The organism is Alloalcanivorax mobilis, assembly GCF_002864685.1.
Lineage (GTDB): Bacteria > Pseudomonadota > Gammaproteobacteria > Pseudomonadales > Alcanivoracaceae > Alloalcanivorax > Alloalcanivorax mobilis.
On record NZ_NMQZ01000015.1, the window covers coordinates 26,580 to 38,648 of the forward strand.

Sequence of the window (12,069 nt, forward strand, 5' to 3'; positions counted from 1 at the left end):
CCCCACGTTAACCGCGCAGAATCGCGGTAAGACCACGCCGTTTGCGGGCACCGTTGTCGGCTTCCACGAATTCCAGGGCGTCGTCGTTGAGGCTGCCGTAGCGCAGCGCGGGCAGGTCGCGCAGGTAATTATTGAGCACCTGCCAGGGGGCTTTCTTGCCCTGCCGGGGCAGGCGGTCGGCGGCGCGCTGCACGTAGCCCGATTGCAGGCCCAGGAAGGTATCGTCAACGGCGCAGTCGTCGTTGTCGCGCGGGGTGACCCGGCTGATGCCACGCTTGCGCATGTGATTGAGCAGGCGGCAGACGTACTCGGCGGCAAGATCCGCTTTCAGAGTCCAGGAAGCGTTGGTGTAGCCGAACACCAGCGCCATGTTGGGGATGTCGCGCAGCATGATGCCCTTGTAGACCAGCAGATCGCGCGGCGCCATCGCTTCGCCGTCCACACTGAGGCTGGCGCCACCGAGCAATTGCAGATCCAGACCGGTGGCGGTGATGATGATGTCCGCTTCCAGTTCATTGCCGGATTTCAGGCGGATGCCGTTTTCGGTGAAGGTGTCGATGTGGTCGGTGACGATGGACGCGCCGCCCCGTTTGAGCACCTTGAACAGATCCCCGTTGGGCACCGCGCACAGCCGCTCGTCCCAGGGGTTGTAGCTGGGCGAGAAGTGTTTCATGTCGAAGTCCTTGCCCAACTGGCGACGGGCGGCGCCCAACAAAGCACGGCGCATCAGTTTGGGGCGCTGCTTGGACAGCTTGAACACCAGCCGCTGCAAGGCGATGTTGCGGGCACGGGCGATGCGGTACACCGCCATCTCCGGCAGGAAGCGACGCAGCTTCACGGAAATCGGATCTTTCTCGGGCACCGTGGCGATGTAGGTGGGCGAGCGCTGCAACATGGTGACGTGGGCGGCCTGCTCGGCCATTGCCGGCACCAGGGTAACGGCGGTGGCGCCACTGCCGATCACCACCACTTTCTTGCCGCTGTAGTCGAGGCCTTCCGGCCAGGTCTGCGGATGCACCACCTGGCCCTTGAAATCGTCCACGCCGGGGAAATCCGGAGTGTAACCGGCGTCGTAGTTGTAATAGCCGGTGCAGCTGAACAGGAAATCACAAGTGTAGCGCCGGGTTTCGCCACTCTCTTCCTCTTCCACCGTGACGGTCCACCGGTTGTCCTGCGAGGACCATTCGGCGCTGGTCATCTTCAAGCCGTAACGTACCTTGTCCTCGACCCGGTAATCGCGGGCGGTGTCGACGATGTACTGGCGAATCGAGGGGCCGTCGGCCAGCACCTTGGGCTCGGTCCAGGGGCGGAAGTTGTAACCCAGGGTGTACATGTCGGAATCGGAACGGATACCCGGGTAACGGAACAGGTCCCAGGTGCCGCCCATGCGCTGGCGGCGCTCCAGAATCGCGAAGCTTCGATCCGGGCAGTGACGGCTCAGATGGCAGGCGGCGCCAATGCCACTCAGGCCGGCGCCGATAATCAGGACATCAAAATGGTTCTCGGACATTGCTACCTCCGGCTCGCTGGCCGCCTGGTCCCCTTCCGTTAGAAGGGAAAGCATTACATCGCCCAATGGCAACATTCATTAAGGGCCATGATGCAGCGACGGAGCGCCGGCAGGAAGGTCAAAACGGGACGTTCGCGTGGCGCCAGGGCCAATCCGCTGGCGCAAGCGGCCAGACAAGACGGGCCGGCGCCAGTTCAGGCGTTCAGATGGCGCAGAAAAATCTTGGGCTTGAGCGCGAACAACCGACGCGCGCGTTGCTCCACGTCTTCGCGCAGGCGCGCCTCATGGCGGCTCACCACCTGACGGGCGATCACAAAGGGCTCGCGCTCCTCGGCTTGCCTGGCATGCCGGCGTAGCAGCCCATTGACCATGTGCAGATCGTGCATGTCCCCCAGGCGTTTGCCGAGCTTGCGCAGGCCTCTTAACGGCAACGTATCCAGTTCCGGCTCATCCAATGCCTCAAGCTGGTAAAGCAAGAACTTCGTCCCTTTGCGGAAACGGTGCCAGCTCTGTTCATCGTCGCGTTCGCGGGCCTGCTCCAGAAGGCGGCGGCCGAGGGCGTACTGCCGGGCAAGCGCCTCGCCCACCTCTGCCCCGGTGGCATCCACGTTCAGCTCACTCCACAGCGTCAACCCGGTTTCGAACACGCCCTCGAGATCCGCCGGCTTGTCCGGCATGGTGCTGGCCGGGCCGTTCTCGCGCAGCTGTTGCGCTATTTGCCGCAATGCCTGCTGTTCGAACTGCCGATGGCTGGCCGCCGCCAGCCGCTCCAGGGTGTCGCCGGCCACTTGCGCGTCCCGGGATGGCGACAGCGCCGCCGCCGCGCGCTTAAGCGCTTTATCACGGCGGGCGGCGTTCTTGTCGTGCCCCAACGTCGCCATCAAACGCCACAAGGCGCGCAGTTTCTTGCTCGCCACCCGGGTGTCGTGAACCTGACCGGGACTGAGCCGTCCGCTCACCCGCAGTTGCGCCAGCGCGGTCTCGTTACAGGCACGGGCGGCGTCCAGCAAACGGGGCAAACGCTGGGATTCGATAACCGGGCTCTTGCTCATCGGGGAAATCTCCGGGCGGCCAAATAATCAGGGCCCGATTATGCAAGTTCGCCAGCGCAATCACCGTGACATGTAAGTGACAGCCGCGGAGCACGAACCGCCGGCGATCACCCCGACGCCGGAATCTGCTGGTAGTCCGCCCAGTTCACGTCCGCCATCTGCCGCTGGTATTGGCTGGCGAAGCCCGGGTACATGGTGGCGTTGAAACCGTCTTCGGTGAGGTACCAGCTTTTGCACCCGGAGTTCCAGTTGGTTTTGGCGAGCCGCTTCTGGATGTGCCTGTTGTAGCGCGCCTGTACGTCCTCTTTAACGTCGAGCATTTTCAGGTTGTCGCCGAGAATCCGGCCAATCGCGCGCACCGCGTAATCGAGCTGCGATTCCATATACACCAGCGCCGAATTGTGGCCCGGTCCGGAGTTGGGGCCGAAAGTGAAGAACAGGTTCGGGTAGCCGGCCACATTGATGCTCTTATAAGCCTGGGCGCCGGTGGCCCATTCTTCACCCAGCTCACGGCCCTGCAAGCCGCGAATCGGAAACGGCGTGCCCGCCTTGGGAACATCGAAACCAGTGGCGAACACAATGCAGTCGCATTGATGCTCCACGCCATCGGAGGTGCGGATGCCATTGGGCGCCAGCCGCGCGATTGGCCAGGTGATCAGTTGCGCGTTGTCCCGTTGCAGGGCCGGGTAATAATCGTTGGACACCAACACCCGCTTACAGCCAATGCGGAAATCCGGCGTCAGTTGGCGGCGCATCCAGTCATCTTTCACCTGATTGCGCAAATGCCCCAGCGCCAGGCGCTCGGCCAGGCGTGTCAGCGGCGAATTCCAAATCACCGCCAGAGCCATGGTTTCATGAGTCCAGAACAGGGCCTTGCGCACCGCCTTCTGGCTGGCCGGCACCTTCGCGAACAAGCGCTGATTCCAGCGCGGCGTTTTAAAATCCGGACGTGGGATCACCCAGGCGGGCGTACGTTGGAACACCTTCAGGGATTTCACCCGCCCGGCCAGCTCGGGCACGATCTGCACGGCGCTGGCGCCGGTGCCAATCACCGCCACGCGCTGGCCGCTGAAATCGTAGTCGTGATCCCAGCGAGCGCTGTGAATCTTTTTACCTTGAAACGTATCCAGGCCGTCGATGTCGGGAAAGGCGGCGTTGGACAACGGCCCCTGAGCCATCACCGCCGCGCGCGCCTGAACCGTCCTGCCCCCTTCCACGGCCGCCAGCCACAGGCCGGCCTGTTCGTCGAAGGTCAGAGCGCTGACATTCTGGTTGAAGCGGATGTGCCTGCTCAGACCGAAGGCGCTGACCAGATGGTGGATGTAACCCAGAATTTCATCGCTGCCGGAAAAACTGCGCGACCAGCCCGGATTCGGCGCGAAAGAATACGAATACAAATTGGACGGAATATCACACGCCGCCCCCGGGTAGGTATTGTCCCGCCAGGTGCCGCCCACCTGATTGGCGCGCTCCAGAATCACAAAATCCTCGATGCCCGCCTGCTTCAACCGAATCGCCATGCCCAACCCGGCGAAACCGGCCCCCACGATCAACACCGACGCCGGCTTATCAACGCGCCTCGCCACGGACTTTTTCCGCGCCGGCTTTTTAACGACGGCTTTCTTCGCCACGGTCTTGCGGCGCGTCGCGGCCTTCTTCACCGTCGCCTTCTTAGCGGTTGGTTTGTTAGCCACCGCCTCCTCCGTTAGCTGGCTCTTATCCTGCTCACTCATCATCAACGTCCTATCCAATTCATCATCTCAAACCCGAAATCACATCCGCCCGCAAAGCGGCGAAGCCGCGAGCCCACCCCAGCGCCGAGGTGCCGCCCCGCAAAGCGGCAAAGCCGCGAGCCCCGACAAGGTGCCGTGGTGGGTCGCAAGGCAAGGCGCCGTGAGCGCCGTGTAGTACCACTACACAAGCGAACACGGCAACGCCGCATTGCGGCCCACCACGGCGCCGACACCACGGCGCCGTCAAACCACTGGCTTATAAGTGATGCCCTTAACCCACGTCGGCACCCGCGAAGGCATCACGCGGTCAGGAATCCGATTGGTAAGCCGGACCATGGCGTCCACCGGCGCGTGGTAGAGACGGTGGTCGCGGTTGACCACCAGGCGGCCGTGGCGGCTGATGATCTGGTACCAGGGATTGCGGCGACCGTCGGCGGTGCGGCCGCCGATGCGTTCGAATTTCTTCATCGCGGCGTACAGGCGTTCTTCGCCGAGGCCCATGTCGATGATGTTGTCGCGCATGCGGTTGAGCAGCGGCACGTAGGAGGCGATGCCGAGAATCAGGCGCGGGTCCATCAGGGTGCCGATGGCTTTCAGGACCTTGATGTAGGTGTCGCCGTGGCCTTGCATTTCGAGCACGTGGAAGCCGACGCCGAGATGCCGGGATTCGTCGTCGTTGATGCGGGCGAACGCCTGGTGGCAGACCGGGTCGTCGACGGTTTCCAGAAGGAAGGTACAGAGGGCGCCGTCCAGGGCGATCTCCAGCATCGGGATCACTGAGCCGAGCACTTCCAGGGGCATGTCGTCGCTGTAGCGGTCGAGCCATTCGATCACCAGCCGCAGGTTTTTATTGGGCTTGGGGAGCCGGTCGCCGTCGAGCATGCCCCAGCGTTTCATCAGCGCCATTTCGGCGTTGGCGTGACGTTGCTCTTCGGCGTGGAAGTAGGTGTAGATCTGCTTGAGGGTGTCGTTGGGGGCTTTTTTGGCCATGGCGGCGAAACCGCGCGCGCCAACGTGTTCGATCCACATCAGATCGGCCATGAAGGCTTTCAGTTTGGGCCATTGCTCGGCGGTGATTTTCTCCGCGCCGGGGGCGTCCCAGTCAATGTCGGCGAGCGCCCATTGGCTGCTCTTGATTTTGGCGAGCATTTTGTCGAGATCGATGGAGGCCATGTTGTTTCTCCCTTGCGTGATTCAGGACGCTACGGTGAACCGGCTCAGCAAGCCGGCTCCGCGCGCGTAGGCGGCGGGCAGATAGCGTTTGGCGCGCCAGATCAGACGGGCGTCGATCTGCGGCAGAACATAGAGCTGACCTTTATCCAGGGCTTTCAGGGTGGTTTTGGCGACGCCCTCGGCGGACACGCCGGTGAGGGCGACCCAGCGGTTCATCAGCGGCGTGACTGACTCGTCGATGCGGCCGTTTGCAAAGATGTTGGTCTTGACCACCGTTGGGCACAGGGCGGTGACGGTCACGCCGCGGCCGGCGCATTCGGCGGCGAGGGTTTCGGAGAGCGCCAATACCGCCGCCTTGCTGGCGTTGTAGGGGCCCATGCTGGGCGCCGCCGCGAAGCTGGCGGTGGAGCAGACATTGATGATGCCGCCCCGGCCTCGGGCTTGCAGGCGCGGCGCGAACACGTGGCAACCGTGGATCACGCCCCACATATTGACGCCCATGACCCAGTGCCAGTCTTCCATCGGCGTTTCGCCGACCCGCTTGCCGCCGGCACCCACGCCGGCGTTGTTGATAACCAGATCCGGCGCCTCGCCGAAAAACGCGTCGGCGGCCTCGGCCAATGCCTCGACCTGCTCCAACTTCGAGACATCGCAGGCCACCGCCAGGGCCTCGGCGCCGTGTTCGCGAATTTGCGCGGCGGTTTGCTCGGCGGTGGCCGGGTTGAGATCGGCGCACACCACGCGGCCGCCACGCCGCGCCAGCTCCAGGGCAAAGGCGCGGCCAATGCCGCTGCCGGCGCCGGTGATCACGGCCTGGCTGGCCTGGGAAAGCTTGCTGCTGGACATAGGACACTACCTCACCAACACGGCACGGGACTGACAATGACCCGTTGACCGTGACATTCGTTAATGGCAAGTTAGTCCGACTGATTGTTCGGATTCAACTCGGATTCCCGGCGCCCTGGCGCCGCACCGTTGCCCCGGGAGAGCCACGGCAATGCCCCGTAAACCGCAGCAACCGCGCGCCAAAGCCACGGTCAGCGCAATCGTCGAAGCGGGTTTTATTTCCCTGGCGGAGAACGGCATCGAGGGCACCACCACCCGCCACATCGCCGATCTGGCCGGCGTCAGCGTGGGCTCCCTGTACGAATATTTCGCCAACAAGGAAGCGGTGTTCGACGCCATGCACCGGCATGTGGTGGCGGAAGTGATCGATATGGTGCGCCCGCTCACACCGCAACTGGTGCGTTTGGAAATCCGGCCGATGATCGCCGAGCTGCTGCAGCGGTTTCGTGAGTTGCTGGAACGCGACCAGGGCCGTTATCTGCGCTATCTCAGCTACGCGGCGTATTTCGCGCCCCGGGATTACATGGAACCGATCAACCGTCTGCTGATGAATTTGCTCATGCAGTACGTGATGCACCACCCGCAACTGGTGCGCCTGGGCAATTTACCGGCGATGGGTTTTATCATGATCAACGGCGGCGTATTCACGGTGATCCGCTACCTCACCGACCCCAACCCCACCGTCAGCTTCGACGACCTTGTTTCAGGCCTGGGCGATATGGTGGCGCATTTCGTGGAAGGGGAATTGCGGAAGGAACAGGGAGCAGGATGAAGGGAACAGTCAGGTCGGTGCCGGGCCTCTCCTACCAAAAGACAAACCTTTCTACAGCGCCGCCGTAGGAAAGGCCGGGCACCGCCGGCGGGTCAGTGCAGCAGCTTTTTTTCGAGGTGCGGGGCGTCCTCGGAAACGCGCTGCCAGCTCTGGCTGCGGCCGATCAGGCTGATGCCGATGTAGCCGCGCACATCGAGGCGGTCATCGCCGTCCAGGGTGGCTTTGGCGCTGTAGGTTTTACCGTTGTCCGGCGAATAGATCTCGCCGTTACTCCACTCGCCATCGCCGGCGTAATCCAGGCCGGTAAGCACGGTGACGCCGAGCAGGCGGCGGCCGCGCAGACTTTCATCCGGATTGTTTTTGTCAAAGCGGGCTTCGCCGCTGCGGGACCCCACCACGGTACCGACCCAGTGGCCGTCTTGCGGGTAGATCTGCACGTAACCGCCGTCCTTGGTCCGCCAGACGCCGTTGATGTCGTTGCCGTCCGCCGCGCTGGCACCCAGGCTCAGCGCCAGCAAGGCGGCGCCGGTGAAAAGTCGAATCATGGTTTTTCCCTCTCGTGACTGCGTATCTGCGAGAGGGTAAAGGGTAAACAAATGGCGGCTGGTTGTCGCTAGACGCTAGACGCTAGACGCCGGACGCTGGACGCTGGACGCCAGACGCTTAACCCGGTATCTCGACGGCACGGGGCACTGTAAGCACACTTGCGCAGCCGCAATGCCCTCAGCGGCGGGTTTTGATCTTAGCGTCCGGCGTCCGGCGTCCGGCGTCCAGCCCTATAACTTACCCAACGCCGCTTCCAGTTCCGCCACGGTGCGCTCGATATTGCCAAGCTTGTCGAGGCCGAACAGGCCCACACGGAAGGTCTTGAAACCGTCCGGTTCGTCGCACATCAGCGGCACGCCGGCGGCGGTTTGCAGACCCTGCTGAACGAACTTGCTGCCGTTGTGGACGCCGTCGTCGGCGGTGTAGCTGACCACCACGCCGGGCGCTTCGAAGCCTTCGGCGGCGACACTGGGGTAGCCGTGCCGGGCCAGCAGCGCGCGCACCCGGCCACCCAGTTCGATCTGGTTGGCGCGGGCCACCTCGAAGCCGCCGGCGCGGGTTTCTTCCATGGCGTCGCGGAAGCGCGCCAGGGCGTCGGTGGGCAGGGTGGCATGGTAGGCGTGGCCACCGTTCTCGTAGGCCTGCATGATGCCCAGCCATTTGCGCAGGTCGATGGCGAAGCTGGTGCTCTGCGTTTGCTCGATGCGCGCCAGGGCCTGTTCGCCCAGCATCACCAGAGCGCTGCACGGCGAGGCGCTCCAGCCTTTCTGCGGGGCGCTGATCAGAATGTCCACGCCGCGCGCCTTCATATCCACCCACAGGGCACCGGAGGCAATGCAGTCGAGCACGAACAGACCGCCATGCTCATGCACGGCGTCGGCCACCGCGTTCAGATAGTCGTCCGGCAGCAGCAGCCCGGAGGCGGTTTCCACATGGGGCGCGAACACCAGATCCGGCTTGTGCTCGTGAATCGCCGCGACCACCTCTTCAATCGGCGCCGGCGCGAACGGCGACTGCGGCTGATCGGACAGCGGCCGCGCCTTGAGCACGGTTTCCGCAGCGGGGATCGAGCCCATTTCGAAAATCTGGCTCCAGCGGTAGCTGAACCAGCCGTTGCGGATCACCAGGCACTGTTTGCCGGTGGCGAATTGGCGCGCCACCGCTTCCATGCCGTAGGTGCCGCCGCCGGGCACCACCACCACGGCGGCGGCGTTGTACGCCTGCTTCAAGGTGGTGGAAATATCCCGCATCACCTGCTGGAAGCTCTGGGACATATGGTTCAGGGAGCGGTCCGTGAACACCACGGAATACTCCAGCAGGCCATCCGGATCGATTTCGGGCACCAGGGTAGACACAAACACTCTCCCGCTTTTATTGGTCGCTGTATGAAATTTGGAACACCGTTATAGAGTATAACAGCCCGCCTTGAAACCTCACCGGGGCGGCGCGAGTGGCCAAATCATCGACGCGATCCTCCCTGTTCCATCGGTGCCGACGCTCCCTACAATGAAACCTCACCCCGATGCCCGGAGCTGCCCGTGACCACCCTCAATATCCGTACCCTGACGCTGCCAACCCAATGGCACCTGGATACCGTCAAGGACCAGGCCGGCACACTGAAGCTGGCGGTCTGGGATCTGAAGGACGCGCCGGCGGGCCTGAGTCCGCAAGAGATCGACGCGGTGGTCTACCATCACCCCTCCGGCCGCGCCGGCCTCAAGCGGCTGGCGGCGCTGCCCAATCTGAAACTGATCCAGACCCAATCGACCGGTTACGACGGTTTCGCCGAGGCCGGCCATGGCGCGGCGGTGGCCAGCGCCTATGGGCTGCACGCCGACGGCACCGCGGAAATGGCGCTGGGCCTGATGCTCACCGCGCAACGGCAACTCGACCGCTTCGCCCGTGACCAGAGCGCCCACCGCTGGCAACCGCTGGGCTCGCCCGGGCTGGTGGACCGCAAGGTCCTGATGATCGGCGCCGGCGGCATCGGCGAAGCCATCGCCAAACGGCTGCAGCCGTTCGGTGTGGAACTGACCCGCGTCGGCAGCCGCGCCCGCGACGACCAGCGTGGCCACGTGCACGGCGTGGACGAATTGCCGGTGCTGCTGCCAAACGCGGACATCGTGGTGCTGATCACGCCGCTCAACGCCGGCACCCACCATCTGGTCAACCAGGATTTCCTCGCCCGGCTGCCGGACGGCGCCCTGATCGTCAACGTGGCCCGGGGCCCGGTGGTGGACACCGACGCCCTGCTCGCCGAGACGCAAAGCGGCCGCCTGCGCGCCGCCCTGGACGTGGTCGACCCGGAACCCCTGCCCGAGGACCACCCGCTGTGGGACGCCCCGGGCGTGTTCATCACCCCCCACGTGGGCGGCCGCTCCGACGCCCTCAAACCGCGCCTGGCGCGCTTTCTCCGCGAACAGGTGCGGCGCATCGCCAACGGCGAGGAATTGCAGAATCTGGTTTATGGGGGCAAAGGAAGTTGAAGGTTAAAAGTGTGTAAGTTGAAAGTTAAAAGTTAAAAGTTAAAAGCGCGTCAGGGCTATTCGCCGAACGAAAAAGGCCCTGCCCGCGACCCTGACAAAACACTCCTTGCCACCAGAAAGCACTCGCCCTATCGGCGGAGCCGCTTTCAACTTTCAACTTTCAACTTTCAACTTTCAACTTTCAACTTTCAACTTTTAACTTTTAACTTTTAACTTTCCACCCTTCTTACTTCCCCAGCTCGGCAACAATCGCCGCGCGCAGTTTGTACTTTTCGATCTTGTTGGTGGGGGTGCGGGGAATGTCGTCGACGATGCGGAAGTGGCGTGGGCGCATGTATTTGGGCATGGTTTGCGCGGCGTAATCGTGTAGGGCCTGTTCGCTCAGGCTGGCGCCCTCTTCGGCGGTCACGCAGACCACGATGTCGTCCTCGTCGCCCTCTTCGCCGGGGATCGCGAAGGCCGCCGCCAGCGCCACCGAGGGGTGTTGGTGCAGCAGGTCCTCGACCTGGAACGACGACAGATTCTCGCCGCGCACGCGGATGCGGTCGCCGAGCCGGTCGATGAAGGCGAACTGGCCGTCTTGGTGCTGCACCGCCGCGTCGCCGGTGTGAAACCACAGGTTCTTCCAGGCCTTGACCGTGGCCTCCGGTTTGCCCAGATATTCCTGCATGATCAGCGCCGGCAGCTTGGGGCGCACCGCCAGGTGGCCGGGCTGTCCGGCCGCGCAGCGGCTGTCGTGCTCGTCGAGCACGGCCACTTCGAAGAACGGCGAGGGCTGGCCCATCAAGCGCTTAACGCTGGCCTGTTCACCGCTCACCACCGGCGTGCCGGAATTCTGGGCCAGCGCGATGATCTCGGCGTGGGAACGGCCCCGGTACAGCTCCGGCGGCGTGCCCTCTCCCTGCCGGGTCTGTTCGATGACGATGGCCAGCGGCGCGCCGGATTCGGTTTGCCCGAAACCGGCGGTGACGAAGTCGAAGCCGAAACGTTTGGCCACCGCCGCGTGGTGCTCCGGCAAAGGCTGCATGTGCACCTTGTTGAGGGTGTTGTGTCGGTCCTCGGGGGTTTCCGGAGCTTTGGTCAGCCAGGGGATCATCACGTCCAGCAGGATCGCCCGGGTGGCGCCACGGCGGGCGATGCGCTCCCAGAACGCCGACGGGCTGAAGCGATTCCACACCGCCACTTCGCAGCCCACCCAGGCGGCGCGCACCACGTTGGCGATGGCGCCGCCCACGTGGTACATGGGCAGGTCGTTGTAGATCACGTCGTCGCCGGTCAGCGCCAGGCGCAGGTTGTAGGTGTATTGGGCCATCCAGCGGTGCGGCTGCACCACGCCCTTGGCCGGGCCGGTGGTGCCCGAGGTATAGATCACGTTGGCCGGGTCGTGGTAGGCCACCGTCACCGCCGGCCGCCGGGCCGGCGCGGTAAGCGCGGCCCAGCCCAGGGCCGCGAAGCGCGGGTCCACCGGGTCGCATCGCGGCGTGTGATCGTGGGCCCCTTCGGGCGCCTGGTAGACGCACACCGCCGGTAGCCGTTGCAGATCGCCGGCCACCGCGTTGAGCGCGCCGAGCAGGGCCGGGTCGGTGATGACCAGGTTCGGCCCGGTGTCGTTGAGCTGGTAAGAGAGCAGCCGGCCCTGGTAGCTGAAGTTGATCGGGCAGTAGACCGCGCCGGCCTTCCAGATGGCGAACATGGCCAGGGCGCTGACCATCGGGTTGAAGGTGAACACGCTGACCCGATCACCCTGGCCAATGCCGTGGGCGGCCAGATTGCCGGCGATGTGATCGGTGCGCGCGGCGAAGTCGGCGTAAGTGAGCGCCACGTCGTCTTCACCGTAATAGAAAAATACCCGCTCGCCGGCTTGCGCCGCCCAGTGATCGAGCCGCTCGACGGCCAGTTCGCCCTCGGCGCGCAGCCGCTGCGTCAGTTCCGCTTCAGTCATCCGTGTTGC

At 64.1% G+C, this 12,069-nt stretch carries 10 protein-coding genes; 2 read left to right on the forward strand and 8 right to left on the reverse strand.

Annotated features, from left to right (window positions below; translation table 11 throughout):
• Positions 1 to 7: 7 nt before the first annotated feature.
• The 5 genes from CGS25_RS09435 to CGS25_RS09455 all read right to left on the reverse strand — a co-directional run bounded on the left by CGS25_RS09435 (position 8) and on the right by CGS25_RS09455 (position 6,314).
• Positions 8 to 1,510 carry a flavin-containing monooxygenase gene (locus tag CGS25_RS09435; protein WP_089034343.1) on the reverse strand — a complete coding sequence of 501 codons (1,503 nt, stop codon included), beginning with the start codon at positions 1,508 to 1,510 and terminating at the stop codon, positions 8 to 10.
• 194 nt (positions 1,511 to 1,704) lie between these two features.
• Entirely contained in the window at positions 1,705 to 2,562 is an 858-nt protein-coding gene (locus tag CGS25_RS09440) for a CHAD domain-containing protein (protein ID WP_089034342.1), read from the reverse strand.
• 107 nt (positions 2,563 to 2,669) lie between these two features.
• Positions 2,670 to 4,148 carry a flavin-containing monooxygenase gene (locus CGS25_RS09445; protein ID WP_232802340.1) on the reverse strand — a complete coding sequence of 493 codons (1,479 nt, stop codon included), beginning with the start codon at positions 4,146 to 4,148 and terminating at the stop codon, positions 2,670 to 2,672.
• 390 nt (positions 4,149 to 4,538) lie between these two features.
• Complete coding sequence (locus tag CGS25_RS09450) at positions 4,539 to 5,468, reverse strand: ferritin family protein (protein ID WP_089034340.1); 930 nt, start codon at positions 5,466 to 5,468, stop codon at positions 4,539 to 4,541.
• A 21-nt stretch (positions 5,469 to 5,489) separates the two neighbouring features.
• Positions 5,490 to 6,314 (reverse strand): SDR family NAD(P)-dependent oxidoreductase, encoded by an 825-nt coding sequence (locus tag CGS25_RS09455; protein WP_089034339.1) that lies wholly within the window; start codon positions 6,312 to 6,314, stop codon positions 5,490 to 5,492.
• A 151-nt stretch (positions 6,315 to 6,465) separates the two neighbouring features.
• Here CGS25_RS09455 and CGS25_RS09460 point away from each other — a divergent pair, with 151 nt between their 5' ends.
• The gene (locus CGS25_RS09460; RefSeq protein ID WP_089034338.1) at positions 6,466 to 7,086 is read left to right on the forward strand and encodes a TetR/AcrR family transcriptional regulator; all 621 of its coding nucleotides are present in this window, start codon (positions 6,466 to 6,468) and stop codon (positions 7,084 to 7,086) included.
• A gap of 92 nt (positions 7,087 to 7,178) precedes the next feature.
• Here the strand turns inward: CGS25_RS09460 and CGS25_RS09465 are convergent, their stop codons facing one another.
• Together CGS25_RS09465 and CGS25_RS09470 are read right to left on the reverse strand one after the other, a co-directional pair.
• The gene (locus CGS25_RS09465; RefSeq protein WP_089034337.1) at positions 7,179 to 7,631 is read right to left on the reverse strand and encodes a DUF2147 domain-containing protein; all 453 of its coding nucleotides are present in this window, start codon (positions 7,629 to 7,631) and stop codon (positions 7,179 to 7,181) included.
• A 231-nt stretch (positions 7,632 to 7,862) separates the two neighbouring features.
• On the reverse strand, positions 7,863 to 8,987 hold the full coding sequence (locus CGS25_RS09470; RefSeq protein ID WP_089034336.1) for an aminotransferase class V-fold PLP-dependent enzyme: 1,125 nt from the start codon (positions 8,985 to 8,987) through the stop codon (positions 7,863 to 7,865).
• A gap of 183 nt (positions 8,988 to 9,170) precedes the next feature.
• Here CGS25_RS09470 and CGS25_RS09475 point away from each other — a divergent pair, with 183 nt between their 5' ends.
• Positions 9,171 to 10,118, forward strand: a complete 948-nt coding sequence (locus CGS25_RS09475; protein WP_232802341.1) for a 2-hydroxyacid dehydrogenase — start codon at positions 9,171 to 9,173, stop codon at positions 10,116 to 10,118.
• Positions 10,119 to 10,344: 226 nt separating this feature from the next.
• Here CGS25_RS09475 and CGS25_RS09480 read toward each other — a convergent pair whose 3' ends face one another.
• On the reverse strand, positions 10,345 to 12,060 hold the full coding sequence (locus CGS25_RS09480) for an AMP-binding protein (RefSeq protein ID WP_101675309.1): 1,716 nt from the start codon (positions 12,058 to 12,060) through the stop codon (positions 10,345 to 10,347).
• Between the last annotated feature and the right edge of the window lie 9 nt (positions 12,061 to 12,069).

Excerpts from the sequence above, each read along its gene's own strand:
- CGS25_RS09435 (WP_089034343.1), bottom strand. The coding sequence starts at position 1,510 with ATGTCCGAGAACCATTTTGATGTCCTGATTATCGGCGCCGGCCTGAGT.
- CGS25_RS09440 (WP_089034342.1), bottom strand. The coding sequence starts at position 2,562 with ATGAGCAAGAGCCCGGTTATCGAATCCCAGCGTTTGCCCCGTTTGCTG.
- CGS25_RS09450 (WP_089034340.1), bottom strand. The coding sequence starts at position 5,468 with ATGGCCTCCATCGATCTCGACAAAATGCTCGCCAAAATCAAGAGCAGC.
- CGS25_RS09455 (WP_089034339.1), bottom strand. The coding sequence starts at position 6,314 with ATGTCCAGCAGCAAGCTTTCCCAGGCCAGCCAGGCCGTGATCACCGGC.
- CGS25_RS09460 (WP_089034338.1), top strand. The coding sequence starts at position 6,466 with ATGCCCCGTAAACCGCAGCAACCGCGCGCCAAAGCCACGGTCAGCGCA.
- CGS25_RS09465 (WP_089034337.1), bottom strand. The coding sequence starts at position 7,631 with ATGATTCGACTTTTCACCGGCGCCGCCTTGCTGGCGCTGAGCCTGGGT.
- CGS25_RS09480 (WP_101675309.1), bottom strand. The coding sequence starts at position 12,060 with ATGACTGAAGCGGAACTGACGCAGCGGCTGCGCGCCGAGGGCGAACTG.